Source organism: Isosphaeraceae bacterium EP7 (assembly GCA_038400315.1).
Taxonomy (GTDB): domain Bacteria; phylum Planctomycetota; class Planctomycetia; order Isosphaerales; family Isosphaeraceae; genus EP7.
The window spans coordinates 129,117-148,041 of the sequence record CP151667.1; the positions used below are offsets into that span (position 1 = coordinate 129,117).

Here is an 18,925-nt window from a genome sequence, read left to right on the forward strand (position 1 = left end):
AGCTCCTCCGAGCACATCCCGGGGCGCCGAAGCCATGACGACACCGACGCCTCGCGCCCGTCACGGGCTGACGCTGGTTGAGCTGCTCGTGGTCGTCTCCATCATCGGCCTTCTCCTGGGCCTGCTGCTGCCCGCGGTACAATCCAGCCGGGAATCGGCCAGGCGGGCGACTTGCCAGGCGAACCTGCGCCAGCAGGGCATCGCCCTGCAATCGCACGAAGAGACGCATCAGGCCCTGCCCTCGCTTTACAACGGCACGTTTCTGCCTCAGCCCAGGTGGGCACTCGACGAGTTCTACTTCCATTCGTGGCGCACGGCCATCCTCCCGCGCATCGAGCAGTCGACGGTCTCCAATCAGCTGAATCTCGCGCTGGCGGCGACCGATCCGGCGAATCAGACCTCGGTCAATGTCAGCCTATCGCTGTTCCTCTGCCCGTCGACGACCACCCCGACCCCGAACGTCCCCGACCTCTACGCCTGGCATCGGGAGAGTTTCCCGGTCTGGGATCCGGCGAGGTTCCCGCCGGTCAAGGTCGGCTCGGCGGCCCGCAATGACTACGAGGTGGTCTGCGGCGTCGTGGTCGCGGCCCAGAGGACGACCAGCGGGGATCTCAGCGGCATCCGCTTCGGGGCGTGGGGCGAGCCGACCTATGACATCTCGAACGGCCATTCCTTGCGCTATCGCAGAGCGAGGCTCGCCGACGTCACCGACGGCCTTTCGAACACGATCCTGGTGGGCGAGCGAGCCGGGCGCCCCGACCTCCACGAGAAAGGGAAATCCGTCGATCCCTACCCCTACCTCAATCCGTCCAATGGGATGGATACCGCGCAGGCCGCATGGGCCACCAGCACGCACATCTGGTGGATGGTCTACGGCGAGACCCAATCCATCAACCAGACCAACCGTACCGGCGTCTTCTCCTTCCACCCCGCCGGCGCCAACGTCGCCCTCGCCGACGGCTCGGTCCGCTTCCTGAAAGAATCCACCGCCTCGGCCATCCTCAAGGCCCTGGCAACCCGATCCGGGGGCGAGGCCGTCAGCTTCGACTGACACAAGGCGACCGGCGAACCTCGCGGAAACGATCAGGCCGAGGACGGGTCCAGGTCCCGAACTGTGATGCCCAGGGCGGCGGCGATCTTCTGAAGCGTGATGAAGGTGGCGCTGTGCTCGGCTCGTTCCAGGCGGCTGATATGGCTCTGCGGGAGGCCTGATGCTAACGCAAGTTGGGCCTGGGTCAGGCCGGCCGCGTCGCGGGGTTCGCGGATCCGCCGGCCGACTTGTTCCGTCCAGACTTTGCGGCCGGGGCCCGGAGAAGTGCACTCGGTTGTGCCTATTCCATGTTCGCCGCCGTGAAAAGCATGCGATGGAAGGTCGCTGAGAATGACGGTCAATAGTCCCGAACGGTGCCGACCTTAGGGCTGGCTCCTCTGAGTCCGACTCCATGACAGCGGTATCTCAGCTTAATTCCGCGCGAACTTGGACCAAGGCGGGTGTATCCGGGCTCTTCGATCCGTGCAATGCATGAACCGACGCGGCGAGCGCGTAGGGACGCCATTCCGGGCTCATCCGCGACGCATCTTCGAAGGCCGCCGCCGGATACTTGATGTCGTGGGGGTCGGGCGAAGCCTTAACACAGAGCAACGTTCGCGCGGCTTGCTGGAAAGCTCGGATGTTCGACGGGTCGCTCAGGAGGGTGAAAGACATCCGGCACGCCTCATCGCTCGCCGATCGCTCGCTAGGCTCCTTCTCAACATATTCCTTCGCCTTGTAGGGCAGCGAAGAAAAAATCTCCGTGAAGCCGAACGCCCTGCCGCCATCCGTCTTCAATTCAAGCAGGTCCATTGCCCGCAACATCCCATCCGCCTCGGCAGGCCGGACGAAGGTATCGCCGACCACGCCGGCCCCTTGCAGCAGCATGAGCAGGCGGACCCGATCCTCTCCGCAGCAGTCGAACCCGAAATGCAACGCGTTGGTGGAGGTGATCGCGTGGATCAACGCCCCTCCGATCGGCGTTCCCCCCGTCTTGTAGCGGAAAATAAGGTCCGCCGCGACCAGGTGGAAGGCCTCCCAGATGGCCCCCGCCTTCACCTGGCCGGAGGCTAGCTGGGCGCAGATCAGGTCAGACGTGCCATCCGTCTCCCCCTGCCGGAGCAGCCGATAGATCGCAATCGTGGCCCCGCGATCACGCTCATCGCTCGCCCAGTCGGCCGGGAGACCGGGCAGGACCCTCTCGACGCGCGCCAAATTCGGCGCGAAGGTTCGATCCGGGGGGCCATTCGGCAGGCTTCGAGCGATGAAGCGGAGGACCGGCTCGGCATGGTCCCACCCGATCGCTTCGAGGGTCCGCCAGGAATTCGCAATCAGGATCGGGTGATGCCCCAAAGTCCCGGCGGCGCGTCGGGCCCCGTGCTCCCAGAGCTGGGACATCGCTTGGCGCGGCCCCCGGCTGCGAGCGATCGCCGCGATCGCACGCTCCGCCTGATCGGGATCGGACCGGGCGATCGAGCCCCGGAGGACGTCCGCCGCCGTGTTGGCGGTGGGAAGAGTGCCACCGATGTGTCGGGGAGACTTGCCCTCGCCCACGCGTTCCAAGCCCTCCTTGACTCGGTCCAACACCCAGAACAAGGGCAGTAGGCGTTCTTCCGTGCGGGCCTCGCTACCGATCCGGTGCGCCGAATAGACCTGAGCGACTTGGTGCGGGTCGCCGTCTTCGAGAGAGAGGAGGAAGAGGCCTGAGAGGAACTCTTGATATGACAGGCCGGCCTGAAATTGCCGCAGGAAGACCGGGACGCATTTGTCTCGCGGCGTCTCGCGAATCAGTCGAAGTAGGGCGGAGAGGTCCGGACCCAACCGGACTCGGGCCGGATCGATTGTCACATCACCGGCGGCAGCCTGGCTAATAGGTAGCAGGAATCCGAGATCGGCCAGAGCGCCGGAGGCGCCGGCGGTCGCCGAGGCCCTGAGAAATGAGCGACGCGAGCTGATCATCGAATTTGTTCTCGCAATGACCGTTTGCCGAGCTTTCGATCCGACCCTTTCGATTCATGGTACCCCCGCGGAACGGTCATCACTACCCTCCCGTCGGTGGATTGAGACGCGGCCACCCTCGCCTCGGTCCTCCGTAGTGGCAAGGTAGGGTCGGGCGAGCACCAGCCTCCCTGTCCCTTCGTCATTTCAGCGAATCGGGATTCACTTCGGCTCGACGCCGCCGGTGCCGCGAGGCCGGGCGACGTCTGTGTCTCCTGGCTGGGCTTGTCATCGGCTCCCTGCGGGTTGCGGGGGGCATTGTCGTGCTGCGTGTTCGCCATCGTGGTGCCGATCAGGGAGACCGCTCCGGGCGCACAACAGACCACACCGGGGTGTCAACATTGGCCGCGTGCGAGGTCGGGGGAGGATTCTGGCATGCTGGAATTCCGGGGCTTCGCGTGGGATCGCCGTTATTTTGGCGAGATAAGGAAAAATGGTGGTGGAAATCTCCCGCATTCGGGATAAGATCTTGGGGAGCCAATCCGCGCGATGCCGCGCGGGACGGGGCGGCCGTCAACATCGACGAGCCGAGCCCCAAAAATCCACACCCCAGGAAGCGATGAAGCATCATGGGCAACCCCGAAGTCAGCCAGAGGCGCATCGACGCCAACCGCCGCAATGCGTTGCGCAGCACCGGGCCGAGATCGGCCGAGGGGAAGGCGAAGGCTCGCAGGAATAGCCTGATTCATGGGCTGGCCGGTGACGGGGTGGTGGTGCCGGACGCCGAGGGGAAGGCGATCCAGGAGCGGGCCGATCAGTGGAACTCGTCGCTCCGGCCGACGAATGCGTTCGAGATGGGGCTCGTCGAGACGATTGCGATCGAGAGCATCCGGATTGATCGCTGCAGGGTCGAGGAGCGGTTGGTGCGCGACTTCCGGGCGCGACGCGCCCAGGCCTGCTGGGGCGACGAGCGCAAGGCCGAGATCGCCAGGTTGGGGCGCTCGCTGGCCGCCCGACCCGAGGAAATCTCCGCCAAGCTGGGCACGACCTCGCCGGGCTGCGACTGGATGATCGCCCGCTGGCGGATGCTGGGGCACGCGCTCGACAAGACGGGCACCTGGACCGACGCCCAGGCCTCGATGGCGCTCGACCTGCTGGGAATTGCGCCCGAGCTGCGCGACCTCGCCTCGCCGATCGATCCCGAGGACGGCTACGACACAGTCGGCCACCGCCAGGAACTCGTCGACGACGAGCTTGAACGCCTCCAGGCACGCAAGGAGTGGACCCTCGACGAGATCGAGGACGAGCACAGGGAGGCCGCCATCCGGGGCCTGAACACCGTCGACGACCCGACGCTGGTGCTGCTGCGCCGGTATGAGACGGCCAGCCTGCGTCGCATGAAATGGGCGCTCGACCTGATGCACAAGAGCGACAAGACGCGGCCCGTCGACCACGGCTTCGGCAAGCGCGACTTCGACCCTCCCGCCTGGAAGGGCCCGAACCCGGCCGCCGTCCCCAACTTCCCGACCCCCCGAGCAATGCCGCCCGCTCCGCCCGCTGCCGGCGCCGAACGAACCCATCTCGACGGGATCCTCAACGCCCGGATCTCCGAGGCCCTCCCCCGAGTTATCCCTCCGACGACGCCCCCCGCCCCGCAATCCTTCGCCGGGCCACGCAACGAGTCCGGCCCGCAACCTCGCCGCGACGCGGTCGACTCGCCCATCACGCCGCCACCGTCGCCGGGCTCCTGACCCGTCGATTGTTAACCGGGGTTAGCTGCTTAACGTCTTTAAATTCAAGGGTTTGCGTTGTGTTTGCGTGGCCGGGGTGACGAACTTCGCCCGCTCTTGCCGCCATTGGTTCGACGCGAGCTCGTCGCGCCGAAGTGCGATCCAATGCGCCCGGTCGGACGACTGGTCGGTTTGTCGACATTCTGGCGCTTCGCAAATGGACGGCAGCGACCAACGCCGTGAACCGCTCGTCTTTGACAATTCGGATGATGGCGGCGACCTCGGGCGAGCCTCGGAGGCCGGCCTATTCTCGACGCTGACACCGACGGAACCGCGTGACACCCGGGGGCCTGGGTTTCGGGGCGTGCTGGAATGGGGCGGGTCTGGCGGGTAGAATCGATCTGGGTCGTCGTGGCATTCTGGGCATCGCTCGGTGGGGGCGGATCGGCGGATATGGACCGACTGAGCGTCCTCTGCTTCGGCGGCACGTATGCCCTGGCGCTCCTGGGCGACCTGGCCAGGGTCGCGGTGCGCGGGTCGGCCCGCTGGTATCTGACGCTGGGGCTGACCGCCCTGGCCTGGCTGGTTCAGGGGGCTTATCTGGCCAACCGGGGGCTGTCCGAAGGGATGCCGCCGGTGACCTCGGCCTCGGAGTCTCTGCTCGTCCTGTCCTGGCTGCTGGCCCTGGCTGGCCTCTACCTGATGGCCCGGTCGTCGAGGTCGGTGGCGGTGGGGGTCTTCGTGCTGCCGGCGGTGCTGGCGATGATCGTGATGGCCGGCACGGCGCCGCACGACGGCTGGTCGGACTGGGGGGGCGCCCGCCGGTTCTGGGGGATGGCCCACGGCCTGTTCCTGCTGTTCGGGGCGGCCAGCTCGTGCGTGGGGTTCCTGGCGGGCCTGATGTACCTGATCCAGTCGCGGCGCCTGAAGCAGAAGCGGCCCCCGCAGCCGGGATTCGCCCTGCCGAGCCTGGAGCAGTCGGAGCGGCTCAACCGGGGCGCGATCACGCTTGCCTTCCCGCTGCTGACGCTGGGGCTGGTGATCGGGATGGCCCTGATCGCGTCGACCCGGCCGGCCGACGGCTCCACGGCGGTGCGCTGGACCGACCCCAAGGTGCTGAGCACCGGGGCGATGTGGCTGGCCTTCGCGGTGCTGCTGCACGCGAGGTTCCGGCCGTCGATGCGAGGGCGGCGGATGATGGTGCTGACGATGGTGGCCTTCGCCTTCCTGGCCTTCACCTGGGTGGGCGTCGACCTGCTCTTCCACACCGACCACGGCACGTCCCTTCCCGCGGTCGCGCCCGCGGTGGGAGGGGCGTCGTGACGGTTCACGCCCTGGGGGTCGACCACCGCTCGGCCCCGACCCGGATCCGAGAGCTGCTGGCCTTCGACGGCCGCAAGCTCGACTCGGCGCTGGCTTCGCTGCCGGAGCGGTTCCCCGGCTCCGAGTTCGTGGTCCTCTCCACATGCAACCGGGTCGAGCTGTACACCGCCGGCGAGCCCGAGGACGTGCCCGGCTTCGACGCCCTGATCGACTTCCTGGCCGACCTGCACGGCTCGCCGGCCGACACGTTCTCGTCCCACCTGGTCACCTACCGCGACAGCGGGGCCGTGGGGCACCTCTTCCGCGTGGCCTCCAGCCTGGAGAGCCTGGTGCTGGGCGAAGGGCAGATCCTCGGCCAGGTGCGCGACGCCTACAAGGCCGCCGGCCAGGCCAGGACCGTCGGGCCGATCCTGCACACGGTCTTCCAGAACGCCCTGCGCGTGGGCAAGAAGGTCCGCGAAGAGACGGGCATGGACCAGGGGAAGCTGTCGGTGGCCAGCGTCGCCGTGGACGTCGCCCGCGACGTCTTCGACACGTTCACCGACAAGGCCGTGCTGGTCATCGGCGCCGGCAAGATGGGCGACCTGACCCTGACGCACCTGGCCAGCCTGAAGCCCGGGCGCATCCTGGTCACCAACCGCAACCCCGAGCGCGCCGAGGCCGCCGCCGCCCGCTTCGGCGGCCGGGCCGTCCCCTTCGAACGGCTGGAGCAGGCGCTCGTCGAGGCCGACGTCGTCATCAGCACCACCGCCGCCGAGGACCCGGTCGTCCCGCTGGAGCTCTACCTCCGCGTGCAGAAGGCCCGCCGCAACCGCCTGGCCCTGATCCTGGACATCGCCATCCCTAGGGACTTCGACCCGCGCATCGGCGACCTGGAGCAGGTGACCCTCTACAACGTCGACGACCTGAGCGCCCAGGCCGAGCGCAACCGGACCCGCCGCCAGAAGGGGGTCGACCCGGCGCTGGAGATCATCGAGCGCGAGACCGCCGCCTGCCTGGCCGACATCCACCACAAGCGCTCGGCCGGGAGCCTGCTGCGACAGCTTGGCGACTACGCCGACGAGGCCCGCAGGCGCGAGCTCGAGCGCCTCTACGCCTCGCTGCCCGGCCTGACCGACCCCGACCGCGACAAGATCGCGCACATGGCCTTCCGCCTCCAGAACCAGTTCCTGCATCACCCGAGGGCCGCGCTGCGGACGGCCGCCAAGGCGGACCTCGCCGCCGACAACCCGCACCCGCTGCTGAACGCCGTCCGTCACCTCTTCGGCCTGGGAGACCTGCACTCCGAAGGGGCCGAGCCCGACGAGCTGGCGCACCCCCGGCCCGGCGGATGAACGGGTCGATTGATTCGTTAAGTGAACTTGTTATGATATAAAAGATTATGCGACGTATTGCGCCGGCCCAAACCCCCCGGTGAACCCATGGCCCGCCGCCCCAACCCGCCGCGTCGGCCGCCCGCCCGGGGCCCCCGTGCCCGCCCCGTTCCGGCTGAAATCAGGCCGACGAGGCGCGTGCCGGCCATCGCCGCCGCGGCCTTCGCCCTGGCCCTGCTCGTCGCCGGCGGCGCCTGGTGGATGCACGGCCGGGCCGACCCGGCCGCGCTGGCCGAGTCCGAGGCGAGGGCCGGACGCTGGCCGGAGGCCTTGCGGGCCTGGCGGGCGGTCAACGCGACCCCCCGAGCCCGGGGCTCGACGCACCTGGCCGAGGCCCGCGCCTGCCTGAAGCTGGACCTGGCCGCGCAGGCCGAGGTCGCCCTGAGGCGGGCCACCGAGGTCGGGCCGTCCGACCCCGACGCCTGGCGCACCTGGCTCGACCTGCTCCGCGTCGAGGAGCGGCCGCTGGACGCCCTCGAGGTCGGCTGGGCGGCCTACCTCGCCGTGCCGCCTGCGTCGCGCCGGGAGATCCTGCGGGCTATGACCCTGGCCCTGCTGGCCGCCCCGCCCGAGGACCTCGTCCGCGAGACCCTCTACCGCTGGTCCCTGGCCGACCCCGCCGACCTCGACGCCCGATCGGCCCTGGACCGGGCGATCACCGATGCTCCCCGGGGCGACGACCCCGGCCGGCCCGACCGGATCGCCGAGCTCTCCGCCCTGCTGGAACGGGCCCCGGGGCATGTCGGCCTGCGCGAGGCCCTGATCATCGACCTTGCCGAGGCCGGCGAGCCCGACCGCGGCCGGGCGCTGCTGGACGCCTGGCCCGAGGCCCGTCGCGACGCCCGCTACCAGCGGCTGAAGGGGCGCTGGGACCTGGAATACGACCGTCGCCCCGACCGCGCCGTCGCCGCGTTCGAGTCGTCCCTCGTCCCCCTGCCCCACGACGTCCGGACCTGGTATCGCCTGGCCCGCGCCCTGGCCAATGCCGGCCAGCCCGCCGCCGCCCGCACGGCCGCCGCCCGCATCTCGGCCCTCCGAGAGCTGCTCGACCCGATCCCCCTCGGACGCCGGCTGGCCGCCGACCTGAAGCGTCCGGACGACCCCGAGACCATGCGCGACCTGGCCTCCCTCTGCCGCGCGGTCGGTCTGGCCCGCCTGGCCGACGCCTGGGACCTGGAGGCCTCGAACGCGCCCGCGACCGGTTTGACAGCCGAACCGGGTGCCCCGACAATGACCCCCGGGGACGTCCGAAAACAGGCCGGGGGCGGCCGATATTAAGGGGGCTGCGGCATGGCGGGCGAAGCCCTGTCCGGGCGTGTGCATCGGCGGTGGTGGCTGGCTCTCGGAAGCGGCGTGCTGCTGGCCCTGGCCCTCGGGGCAGCGGCCATTTTCACCATCGACCCGACCCGGGCACCCGCCTGGTGGCCGGCCACCGGCCCGCTCGCCCGCGCCTTCCACGCCGAGCGCCTGGGCGACTGGGAGCAGGTCTCGCAACTCGCCCGCGAGGTGGCCCGCGCCAACCCCAAGGACTCCGACGCCCTGCTGCTGCTGGCCCGGTCCTCAGCACACCTTGGCCGGCACGACCAGGCCCTCGCCCAGTTCAAGCGGGTGGGCCCCGCCGCGATGGACGCCGAGGACAACCGCCTACTCAGCGCCAGCCTGCTGGCCACCGGCCGGGACAACGCCCGCCTGGCCGGCCAGATCCTCGAGAAGTCGCTGACCAGGACCCCCGACCACGCTCCCTCCCTGGCCGATCTCGCCCGGATCCTGGCCGTCCAGGGCGACCTGCCCGGCGCCGTCATGCGGGCCGAGGCCCTGTCCAACCTCCCGGGCCACGAGCCCTCCGGGCTGCTGCTCGTCGGCCTGCTCCGATCCAGGCAAGGGGACCACGCCGGCGCCGCCAAGGCCCTGGCCCGCGCCTTCGAGCTGGACCCCGCCGCGACCGAGCCCCCGCTGACCTTATCCGCCGGCCGCAAGTTGCTGGCAACCTCTCTGCTGAAGCTGGGCCGGGGCGACCAGGCCGCCGAGGCGATTGAACCCCTGCTCGCCCATGGCCCCGACCCCGACGCGAGCTGGCTCCTGAGCCGCGCCTTGATCCAGCGAGGAGATGCCCCGGGCGCGATCAGGGCCCTGGCCCAGGCCGGCAACCCGGCCGACCGCGATCCCCTGGCTCCCGAGCCCGCCCCCTACGTCGGCTCCGACTCATGCACCTCGTGCCACCCGGCCATCGCCAGGGCCCAGGCGGCCAGCCGTCACGCCCGGACGTTCGCCACGGGGGCGGGGCTGGAGGGCCTCGCTGTCCCGTCCTCCGCCCTTCCCGACCCCCACGCCTCGGGCGTCCGGCATGCCTGGAAATCGTCCCCCGGGGCGTTACGCGTCGAGGCCCACGCCGGCGATCGTGCCTATCGGGCCCTGGTCGAGTTTGCCCTCGGCACCGGCGATCGCGGGATGACCCTGGTCGGGCCCGACGACCGCGGGGTGATGCGAGAGCTGCGGATGTCCCGATATGACGAAGGCCGGGTCTGGGACGTGACGACCGGCCACCAGGCCACGCCCGCCGACCACGCCGACTACCTGGGCAAGGCCCTGACCGCCGCCGAGCTGGCCCGCTGCATCGGCTGCCACACCACCGTGCCGGGCGCCGGCGGCGACGCGGCCAGGGATCCGGAGGTCGCCTCGGCACACGCCCAGGGGATCCGCTGCGAGCGCTGCCACGGGCCCGCGGGCAACCACCTGAAGGCCGTCGCCCTGAAGCTCTCCGACCCGGCCATCGCCCGGCCCTCGAAGGCCGGCGTCGCGGCCGTCACGCGGCTCTGCGGCCAGTGCCACAGCCCGGGGCATCCGGTCGACCCCGATGCCCCCGCCTCGGCCCGGTTCCAGGCCGAGACGCTCCCCCTGAGCGCCTGCGTGGTCCGCTCCGGGGGCGCCCTCGGCTGCGTGACTTGCCACGCCCCGCACCGCGACGTCGAGACCTCGGCCGCCGCCTACGAGCCCAGATGCCTGGCCTGCCACTCACCCGAAGGCGGCGGCGCCAAGGAGGCGCCGGGCGGGGTCAAGGTGGTCCCCTGCCCGGTCAACCCGCGGTCGGGGTGCATCGCCTGCCACATGCCCAAGGTGGGCGGCGACGTGCCCCATTCGACCTTCACCGACCACTTCATCCGGGCCCATCCCGGGGGGAAGGCACCCCCGAAACAGGCCGCCCCCAACTAGCCTGGCCTAGCCCTCGGTCGTGGCCGCGGGCCGTCCGATCCCCTGGTAGTTGAACCCCAGCGAGGCCATCCGCTCGGGGTCGTAGAGGTTCCGGCCGTCGAAGATCACCGGCTGGCGGAGCAGCCCGCGGATGACCTCGAAGCTGGGGTTGCGGAACTCGTTCCACTCGGTGGCAATCGCCAATGCGTCGGCCCCTTCCAGGGCGCCGTAGGGGCGGTCGCAGTAGATCAGCTTGTCACCGTAGATCGCCCGGACGTTGGAGATGGCCTCCGGGTCGTGCACCCGGACGTGGATCCCCTCGGCCAGCAGGGCATCGATGATCACCAGCGCGGGGGCCTCGCGGATGTCGTCGGTCCTGGGCTTGAAGGCCAGCCCCCAGATCGCCACCGTCTTGCCCTCGGCCTCGGCGCCGAAGTGGTCGAGGATCTTGCGGACGAGGACGTTCTTCTGGGCCTCGTTGACCAGGTCAACGGCCTCCATCATCCGCGCGGGCAGTCCGCGCGACTGGGCCATGTGGATCACGGCGCGGATGTCCTTGGGGAAGCACGAACCGCCGTAGCCGACGCCCGGGAACAGGAAGCTGAAGCCGATCCGCTGGTCGTGGCCGATCCCGCGCCGGACGTCGTCGATGTCCGCGCCGTAGGACTCGCAGAGGTTGGCCATCTCGTTGATGAAGCTGATCTTCGTGGCCAGCATGCAGTTGGCCACGTACTTGGTCATCTCGGCGCTCTCGGGCGTCATGACCAGGAACGGCCGCTCGGTGCGCAGGAACGGCGCGTAGAGCTCGCGCAGCTGCTCGCCGACCTCCTCGCGCCTCACGCCGACGACGACGCGGTCGGGCTTGTTGAAGTCATCGATGGCCGCCCCTTCCTTGAGGAACTCGGGGTTGCTTGCCACGTCGAACGGGACGTCGGTGATGGCGGCCATCCTGCGGGCCAGCTCGGCGTTGGTCCCCACCGGCACGGTGCTCTTGATGATGATCGTCTTGCGGCCGGTCAGGTGCCTGGCAAGCTGCTCGCCCACCGCCCAGATGCCCGCCAGGTCGGCGCCGCCGTCGGCGCCCTGCGGCGTCCCCACGGCGATGAAGACCAGCTCGGCGTCGGCGATCCCGCCGGCCAGGTCGGTGGTGAACTTCAGGCGGCCGTCGCGGCTGCCCCGATGCACCAGCTCGGCCAGCCCCGGCTCGTAGATCGGGATGTCTCCACGCAGGAGCATCTCGACCTTGTCGGCCGCCTTGTCGATGCAGATGACCTCATTGCCACTCTCGGCAAGGCAAGTCCCGGTCACCAAGCCGACGTATCCCGTGCCCACGACAGCGATTTTCAACGGTAGCCCCTTCGTCGCGACCTCGTCCCGCCACCCTCGGCGCGGCATCGCACCGATTATCCCGGCCGGGGGCCGCCTCGTGCAAGTCCGCAACTGCCCGACCCTCTCGGCTCGCCCGGGTTCCACGCAATCGGCCTGGACGATGCGACCCACGGGTCTACCTCCCCGTCCCCCGCCTGAGAAGCCCCTCGTCGACGGGCCCCGTCAACCCAAGCCGCCCCGTCAGGGCCACCGAGGCCGCATTTTCCGCCCCACACGTCCAGGTCGGCCGCTTCCCCCGGACCTCGACCACGTGCCGCATCAGCGCGGCCGCCGCCGAATACCCCAGCCCCAGCCTCCGATACCCCGGCCCGGTCCAGACCGCCAGCGCATCCCGACTTTCATCCTGCTCGTGGACCCAGGCCAGCGCCGCGAACCCGAAGCCGCCCCGTGCCTCGACCCCGAACGCCGCCCCCGCCCCGATCAATCGCCCGAACGAAGACCAGGTCAAGCCCGCCCAGGCCGGCGCCGCCGCCCGGAAACCCGGCTCATCCCCCGCCCCGAGCCGCCTGACCCGCGCCAGACCTGCCGCAGGCAACTCCTCCGGGGCCTCGGTCCAGGTGCGTATCATCGCCCCGCCCCGTACCCCGATCGCCGCCGAAGCCGGCCCCGCCCACTCCTCGGGGGCCAGGAGCGCCAGCGGCCCGATCTGTTCATATTCCGCCAGCCATTCCAGCGCCGGCCCAGGCTTGCCGAGCCCCATCACCTCGACCTGCCCCGCACCCCGCCGCACCACCAGCACGCTCGAAGCCCGGTCATCGGCCAGCACCCTGGCGGTCCCTTCCGCCAAGGCCTGCCGCACGGCCAGGTCTCGGCAAGGAGCCAGCCTCCCCGGCCACATCCCGGCCCTCAGCACCAGATTCCCCGGCACCACCTCGACCATCCCCCTACCCCTCGGCCCCCTGCACCCCGAGGACCTCATCGACCGCGACATTCCAGCCGGGCACTGCCGGCTCGGCCTCGGCGATCTGCCCGCGCCCGTAGGTCGCGTCGGGAACTGCCGACGGCCCGCGGAAGACGTGGACCAGCCCGGCGACGGGGTCGACATCCCAGACGACGGCTGTACCGGCCTCGAAGTAGTCGGCGCGCTTGGCGGCCATGGCACGCTCGGCGGCGGGTCCGTAGTCTCCCTCGCTGCGGACCTCGACGGCCAGCGTCGGCGGGCCCTGGGCGAACTTCATCGAGGTGGCGGGTGTGGAGCCTTCGTAATAGGAGGCGTCGGGGCTGAAAGATTCGCGGCCGGAAGCGAGCTCGGGGACGACGAAGGCAACGCCATCGGTCATCGCCAGGCCCTTCCCCCTGGCCTTCGAGTACAGCCTCAGGGAGACGAAAATCTCGGAGGCCACGTATGCGGGCCTGACGCCGGTACCCATGAATCGGACGATCCTCCCGCCGATCAGCTCGGCCTTCCCCTCGACCTGATACAGGTCGTCGACGGTGGCTCGCGTCTCGGTCGCCTGGGCCATGGCGGGTGCCTCCTGGGCGGGCGGGTCTCGGGGGCGGGCGGACTGCGATGATGGGGCCGCCCCCGAGAGGATTGTACCGCGGTCAGTCCTTCAGCAGGTCTTGCAGGGCGTAGACGGGGAGGATGCCTTCGCGGATTCGCTCGAGGGCGGCGACGGCGGCCTTGGCCCCGTTGATGGTCGTGATGCACGAGACGCCGTGGCTCACGGCGGCGGCGCGGATGCGGCCCTCGTCGGTGCGGGCCCCCTTGCCGCTTGGGGTGTTGAAGATCATGGCGATGGCCCCGTTGGCCAGGTGGTCCAGCAGGTTCGGCCGCCCTTCGTGGATCTTCCGCACGCGGGTCACGCTGATGCCCGCCTCGGTCAGCGCCTGAGCGGTGCCCGCGGTGCACATCAGGTTGTAGCCCATGTCGGACAGCTTGGCGGCGACCGGCACCACCGCCTTGCGGTCGCGGGCCGCGACGCTCACGAAGATCGTGCCCGATTGCGGCATGCGGGTCGACGCGGCGAGCTGGCTCTTGGCGAATGCTGCGGCGAAGTCCATGGCGATGCCCATCACCTCGCCGGTCGAACGCATCTCGGGGCCCAGCACGATGTCCACGCCGGGGAACTTGGCGAACGGGAAGACGCTCTCCTTCACCGAGAAGTGCCTCGGCGACGGCTCGGTGTGGATGCCCAGCTCGTCCAGCGTCTTGCCAGACATCACGCGGGCCGCCACCTGCGCCATGTTCAGGCCGGTCGCCTTGGAGACGAACGGGACCGAGCGCGAGGCACGCGGGTTCACCTCAAGGACGTAGATCTCGCCGTCCTTCACGGCGAACTGGATGTTCATCAGTCCGCGCACGCCCAGGGCCTCGGCCAGGGCGTAGGTCTGCCGCTTCAGCTCGGCGATGATGGCCGTTGGGAGGCTGAACGGCGGCAGCGAGCAGGCCGAGTCGCCGGAGTGGATCCCCGCCTCCTCGATGTGCTCCATCACGCCGCCGACGATCGTCCGCGTGCCGTCGCAGACGGCGTCGACGTCAACCTCGCTGGCATCTTCCAGGAACTTGTCGATGAGGACCGGGTGGTCGGGGCTGGCGTCGAACGCCTCGGCGACGAATCGCTCCAGGGACGACACGTCGTAGACGATCTCCATCGCCCGGCCGCCCAGCACGAAGCTGGGGCGGACGAGGACCGGGTAGCCGATCCGCTCGGCGATGCGCCTGGCCTCGTCGAACCGGGTGGCCGAGCCGTTGGGCGTCTGCTTCAGGCCGAGCCGGTCGATGACCAGGCGGAACCGCTCGCGGTCCTCGGCCAGGTCGATCGAGTCGGGCGAGGTCCCCCAGATCGGCACGCCGGCGGCCTCGAGCGCCCTGGCCAGGTTCAGGGGGGTCTGCCCGCCGAACTGGACGATCACGCCGGTCGGCTGCACCCGGTCGCAGATGTTGAGCACGTCCTCGACCGTCAGGGGCTCGAAGTAGAGGCTGTCCGACGTGTCGTAGTCGGTGCTCACCGTCTCGGGATTGGAATTGACCATGACCACTTCGTAGCCGTCGGCCCGAAGCGCGAAGGCGGCCTGGCAGCAGCAGTAGTCGAACTCGATCCCCTGGCCGATCCGGTTGGGCCCGCCGCCCAGCACCATCACGCGCGGCTTGGTGCCCACGCGGGCCTCGTCCTCGTCCTCGTAGGTCGAGTAGTAGTACGGCGTCACCGCCTCGAACTCGGCGGCGCAGGTGTCGACCAGCTTGTAAACCGCCTTGATCCCGCGCTTCAGACGCTCGCGCCGGACCTCGGTGTCGCTGGCCCCCCAGAGGTGGGCGAGCTGGCGGTCGGCGAACCCGTTGCGCTTGGCCTCGCGGATGAGGTCGGTCGAGGCCCCTTCCAGGCTGCCCGCGGCACGCAGCCGGCCTTCCAGCTCGACCAGGTCGCGCAGGTTCTGCAGGAACCAGAGGTCGATATTCGTCAGCGCGTGAATGTCCGCATCGGTCATCCCGGCGAGCATGGCGTAGCGGATCGACCAGACGCGCTCGGCGTTGGGGGTGGCCAGCTTGGCCTTGATCTCGCTGTCCGACGGCTGGTCGGGCGTGCCCCAGAGGTCCTTCTTGTCGCAGCCCAGGCCGAACCGGCCGACTTCCAGGCCGCGGAGGGCCTTCTGGAAGCTCTCGCGGAAGGTCCTGCCGATGGCCATCACCTCGCCGACCGACTTCATCTGGGTGGTCAGGACGGGGTCGGCCTCGGGGAACTTCTCGAACGCCCAGCGGGGGATCTTCGTGACGACGTAGTCGATCGTCGGCTCGAAGCAGGCGGGGGTCTCGCGGGTGATGTCGTTGACGATCTCGTCGAGGCGGAAGCCCACGGCCAGCTTGGCGGCGATCTTGGCGATCGGGAACCCGGTCGCCTTGCTCGCCAGCGCGCTGCTGCGGCTGACGCGCGGGTTCATCTCGATGACGATCATCCGGCCCGTGTCGGGGTTGACGGCGAACTGGACGTTGGAGCCGCCGGTGTCGACGCCGATCTTGCGCAGGATGGCGATCGAGGCGTCGCGCATCCGCTGGTATTCCTTGTCGGTCAGCGTCTGCGCCGGGGCGACGGTGATGCTGTCGCCGGTGTGCACGCCCATCGGGTCGAAGTTCTCGATGGAGCAGACGATCACGGCGTTGTCGGCCGAGTCTCGCATGACCTCCATCTCATATTCTTTCCAGCCGATGAGGCTCTCCTCGACCAGGATCGACCCGACCGGGCTCAGCTCGAGCCCGTAGGCGACCATCCGGTCGAATTCCTCGCGGTTATACGCGATGCCGCCGCCGGTGCCGCCCATCGTGAAGCTGGGCCGCAGGACGCAGGGCAGGCCGACCTCGGCGCGCACGACGCGGGCCTCTTCCAGCGTGGTGACCATCTCGCTGCGGGCGCTGTCCAGGCCGATCTCCTGCATGGCCTTCTTGAACAGGTGGCGGTCCTCGGCCATCCGGATCGCATCGGCGCTGGCGCCGATGAGCTCGCAGTTGTGGCGGGCCAGGGCCCCGCTCTCGGCCAGGGCCAGGCCGACGTTCAGGCCGGTCTGCCCGCCCAGGGTCGGCAGCACGGCGTCGGGCTTCTCGATGGCGAGGATCTGCTCGACGACCTCGGGGGTGATCGGCTCGATATAGGTCCGGTCGGCCATGTCCGGGTCGGTCATGATCGTCGCGGGATTGGAGTTGATCAGGACGACCTCGTACCCCTCCTCGCGCAGGGCCTTGCACGCCTGGGTGCCCGAATAGTCGAACTCGCACGCCTGGCCGATGACGATCGGCCCGGCGCCGATGATGAGGATCTTCTTGATGTCGGTTCGCTTGGGCACGTCAGGTCTCATCCTCAGCGTCCGCCCGCCGCGTCCCCCCGCAAGGAGGCCGCAGTCCGGCAGGACCCGCCACTAAGCCGCGCATCGGCCCGCGATTCCCCGTCCGCTCCAGGGTCGCGCAAGCCGCAAAATTTCACGATCCTAGCAATTCGGACGTACCTTCGGCAAGATCGTCGGCCAGCCCGCTTGCTGTAACCTCAAAGGAGTCAACAGCTTTAGTTAAGGCGAATTTCTGCGAAGGTGGCCGGGATGACTCACGCCGCTCGCCGGGACGGCCAACCGCCGTGCCCCGCGGCCTACTTGATCTTCCAGACGCTCGCATACTTCTTGCGGTACTTCGGGTCGTCTTCCGTCGCGATCAGCTCCAGGGCCTTCTCCCGGATCGTCTCGTCCTTCACCCGGTCGTAGAGCTTCCTCAGCCCCTGGAGGATGTCGAAGCGGATCAGGGTGAAATTCTTCTCCGCGGCGCAGTCCGAGAAGCGGCCCGCAAGGCCGTCGACCACCCTTCGCTTCTGCGGCTCGCCGGCGACCCCGATCTTCCAGAGGGCGAGCAGGCAATGTCTCGCGGTCACGAACCGTTCATCCCTGGTGACCGCCAGCAGGGCGTCGAAGTCGTGGAGCATCCGGCCTTCGGGGTCGCTCGCGGACAGGTTGCAGAGGAGCTGAGCGGCGATCGCCCTCTGGTGGTTATCCTTGTGCGTCAGGGCCGCCAGCAGGTCGTCCCAGGCCTCATAGGCCCAGTCGACCGGGCGATCGGTGGCTTCCATGAGGAAGTCGAAGGCTCGCCCCTGCGTGGCCCGGTCGGCGGACTGGATTTCCGCGATTTGTGCCCTGACGACTTCGTCCATCGGTCGCTCCTGGGGGGCCGTGCCGAGAGATTCCAGCGAATAGGCCACGTCGGTCAATCGGGGCTATGGGCGGAAATCTTGAGAAGCGACAGGATCATGCGTCTCGCTTCCGGCACCCATGAACCTCGATTGGGAAGGGGCCTGGGCGAATCTTCGGTCACCCGCGGCGGCCGGCGAGAGTGCCGCCAAGCGGCTGCGTCACCGGTCGCGCCTCGCGGCGAACGAATCGGCCCAGGGGGGTGGTCAGGGGGCTTCCAGCGGTTTACGTTGGGGCGGAAACGCGGTACGTCGGCCCCAGCTCGGGGGCGGGCTTGTCGAACTGGTCAATCGGCGAGCGACATCGGCGAGGCTGCGGGATCGGTTTCGAGGGGGTTCTCGCGTGGCGAGAGGCCTCGGCGCCGGCACCGGATTCGCCCGTCGGATGCGTGACTTGCGTCGGTCCGGGCCGCTTGCCCGGGCACGCGGATGGACATTTCGGAGGTCGGAATGATGGTTGGTCAGAATCAGGACCGCAGGGATTTGCTGCTCGGCGGGCTCGGGATCCTCGGGGCCGCCGCGATGCTGCCCCAGGCCGCGCTGGCCCAGGCCGGTGGCAAGAAGGCCGAGGAGACTGGCGGGCCGATCGCCGCGTCTCTGGCCGCGTCCGTCGGCCCCAAGGGCGAATACACCCTGCCCAAGCTGCCCTATGCCTACGAGGCGCTCGAGCCGTCGATCGACGCCGAGACCATGAAGCTGCACCACGACAAGCACCACGCGGCCTACGTCAAGGGGGCCAATGACGCCCTGGGCAAGCTGGCCGACGTCCGCTCGGGCAAGCTCGACGCCGCGGCGGTCTCGGAGTGGACCGAGAAGCTGGCGTTCAACGTCAGCGGGCACCTGCTGCACTCGGTCTTCTGGGCCAACATGGGACCCAAGGGGAGCAAGCTCGACGGCAAGCTGGCCGCCGACATCGACACGCAGTTCGGCGGGCTCGACAAGCTGAAGGCCCACTTCTCGGCCTCGGCCACGCAGGTCCAGGGCAACGGCTGGGGCGTGCTCGCCTACGAGCCGATCGCCAAGAGCCTGATCGTCCTCCAGGCCCGCAACCACCAGGTGAACGTCGTCTGGGGGGCCATCCCCCTGCTGGTGCTCGACGTCTGGGAGCACGCCTACTACCTGAAGTACAAGAACGTCCGCGCCGACTACGTGAAGGCGTTCTGGGACGTCGTCAACTGGCAGGCCGTCGGCCAGTGGTACGGCCACGTCTCGTCCGCTCACGGCAGCCACCACGGTTGAGCTGATTGGATGACGCCCCCGGGGCTGGGTCCGAATGCCCGGACCCGGGGGCGA

The 18,925-nt window shown here is 69.5% G+C and carries 14 protein-coding genes; 7 read left to right on the forward strand and 7 right to left on the reverse strand.

Translation table 11 applies throughout. From position 1 onward, the window contains the following. Window positions 1-34: 34 nt before the first annotated feature. The gene (locus tag EP7_RS00560; protein WP_463525594.1) at window positions 35-1,051 is read left to right on the forward strand and encodes a DUF1559 domain-containing protein; all 1,017 of its coding nucleotides are present in this window, start codon (window positions 35-37) and stop codon (window positions 1,049-1,051) included. Window positions 1,052-1,083: 32 nt separating this feature from the next. On the opposite strand, the gene EP7_RS00565 is transcribed toward EP7_RS00560, so the two are convergent. Both EP7_RS00565 and EP7_RS00570 read right to left on the reverse strand, forming a co-directional pair. Continuing rightward, complete coding sequence (locus EP7_RS00565; RefSeq protein WP_463525595.1) at window positions 1,084-1,392, reverse strand: helix-turn-helix domain-containing protein; 309 nt, start codon at window positions 1,390-1,392, stop codon at window positions 1,084-1,086. Window positions 1,393-1,456: 64 nt separating this feature from the next. Beyond that, window positions 1,457-2,989 carry a twin-arginine translocation signal domain-containing protein gene (locus tag EP7_RS00570; protein ID WP_463525596.1) on the reverse strand — a complete coding sequence of 511 codons (1,533 nt, stop codon included), beginning with the start codon at window positions 2,987-2,989 and terminating at the stop codon, window positions 1,457-1,459. 608 nt (window positions 2,990-3,597) lie between these two features. Between EP7_RS00570 and EP7_RS00575 the strand changes: the two genes are divergently transcribed. The 5 genes from EP7_RS00575 to EP7_RS00595 all read left to right on the forward strand — a co-directional run bounded on the left by EP7_RS00575 (window position 3,598) and on the right by EP7_RS00595 (window position 10,604). Then, window positions 3,598-4,719: a hypothetical protein gene (locus tag EP7_RS00575; protein WP_463525597.1), complete on the forward strand. Its 1,122-nt coding sequence runs from the start codon at window positions 3,598-3,600 to the stop codon at window positions 4,717-4,719. Between the two features lie 432 nt (window positions 4,720-5,151). Beyond that, window positions 5,152-6,021, forward strand: a complete 870-nt coding sequence (locus EP7_RS00580; RefSeq protein ID WP_463525598.1) for a cytochrome C assembly family protein — start codon at window positions 5,152-5,154, stop codon at window positions 6,019-6,021. Then, window positions 6,018-7,355 (forward strand): glutamyl-tRNA reductase, encoded by a 1,338-nt coding sequence (gene hemA / locus EP7_RS00585; protein ID WP_463525599.1) that lies wholly within the window; start codon window positions 6,018-6,020, stop codon window positions 7,353-7,355. The genes EP7_RS00580 and hemA overlap by 4 nt, the downstream gene beginning before the upstream one ends. 177 nt (window positions 7,356-7,532) lie before the next feature. Beyond that, a complete protein-coding gene (locus tag EP7_RS00590; protein ID WP_463525600.1) occupies window positions 7,533-8,672 on the forward strand; it encodes a hypothetical protein in 1,140 nt (379 codons plus the stop codon). A gap of 12 nt (window positions 8,673-8,684) precedes the next feature. Further along, window positions 8,685-10,604 (forward strand): tetratricopeptide repeat protein, encoded by a 1,920-nt coding sequence (locus tag EP7_RS00595; RefSeq protein WP_463525601.1) that lies wholly within the window; start codon window positions 8,685-8,687, stop codon window positions 10,602-10,604. 6 nt (window positions 10,605-10,610) lie between these two features. Here the strand turns inward: EP7_RS00595 and EP7_RS00600 are convergent, their stop codons facing one another. From EP7_RS00600 to EP7_RS00620, 5 genes are all read right to left on the reverse strand, one after another. Then, window positions 10,611-11,930 (reverse strand): UDP-glucose dehydrogenase family protein, encoded by a 1,320-nt coding sequence (locus tag EP7_RS00600; RefSeq protein ID WP_463525602.1) that lies wholly within the window; start codon window positions 11,928-11,930, stop codon window positions 10,611-10,613. A 157-nt stretch (window positions 11,931-12,087) separates the two neighbouring features. Further along, complete coding sequence (locus EP7_RS00605) at window positions 12,088-12,852, reverse strand: GNAT family N-acetyltransferase (RefSeq protein WP_463525603.1); 765 nt, start codon at window positions 12,850-12,852, stop codon at window positions 12,088-12,090. A gap of 4 nt (window positions 12,853-12,856) precedes the next feature. Further along, window positions 12,857-13,435 (reverse strand): Uma2 family endonuclease, encoded by a 579-nt coding sequence (locus EP7_RS00610; RefSeq protein ID WP_463525604.1) that lies wholly within the window; start codon window positions 13,433-13,435, stop codon window positions 12,857-12,859. Window positions 13,436-13,517: 82 nt separating this feature from the next. Beyond that, window positions 13,518-16,748, reverse strand: a complete 3,231-nt coding sequence (gene carB, locus EP7_RS00615; RefSeq protein WP_463525605.1) for a carbamoyl-phosphate synthase large subunit — start codon at window positions 16,746-16,748, stop codon at window positions 13,518-13,520. 296 nt (window positions 16,749-17,044) lie between these two features. Beyond that, on the reverse strand, window positions 17,045-17,596 hold the full coding sequence (locus tag EP7_RS00620) for a hypothetical protein (RefSeq protein WP_463525606.1): 552 nt from the start codon (window positions 17,594-17,596) through the stop codon (window positions 17,045-17,047). 489 nt (window positions 17,597-18,085) lie between these two features. Between EP7_RS00620 and EP7_RS00625 the strand changes: the two genes are divergently transcribed. Beyond that, window positions 18,086-18,871, forward strand: a complete 786-nt coding sequence (locus EP7_RS00625) for a superoxide dismutase (RefSeq protein ID WP_463525607.1) — start codon at window positions 18,086-18,088, stop codon at window positions 18,869-18,871. Window positions 18,872-18,925: the final 54 nt, after the last annotated feature.

Bases quoted from the DNA above. Each gene is read 5' to 3' on its own strand.
- EP7_RS00560 (WP_463525594.1), top strand. From the start codon at position 35: ATGACGACACCGACGCCTCGCGCCCGTCACGGGCTGACGCTGGTTGAG.
- EP7_RS00570 (WP_463525596.1), bottom strand. From the start codon at position 2,989: ATGATCAGCTCGCGTCGCTCATTTCTCAGGGCCTCGGCGACCGCCGGC.
- EP7_RS00575 (WP_463525597.1), top strand. From the start codon at position 3,598: ATGGGCAACCCCGAAGTCAGCCAGAGGCGCATCGACGCCAACCGCCGC.
- EP7_RS00580 (WP_463525598.1), top strand. From the start codon at position 5,152: ATGGACCGACTGAGCGTCCTCTGCTTCGGCGGCACGTATGCCCTGGCG.
- EP7_RS00595 (WP_463525601.1), top strand. From the start codon at position 8,685: ATGGCGGGCGAAGCCCTGTCCGGGCGTGTGCATCGGCGGTGGTGGCTG.
- EP7_RS00605 (WP_463525603.1), bottom strand. From the start codon at position 12,852: ATGGTCGAGGTGGTGCCGGGGAATCTGGTGCTGAGGGCCGGGATGTGG.
- EP7_RS00610 (WP_463525604.1), bottom strand. From the start codon at position 13,435: ATGGCCCAGGCGACCGAGACGCGAGCCACCGTCGACGACCTGTATCAG.
- EP7_RS00620 (WP_463525606.1), bottom strand. From the start codon at position 17,596: ATGGACGAAGTCGTCAGGGCACAAATCGCGGAAATCCAGTCCGCCGAC.
- EP7_RS00625 (WP_463525607.1), top strand. From the start codon at position 18,086: ATGGTTGGTCAGAATCAGGACCGCAGGGATTTGCTGCTCGGCGGGCTC.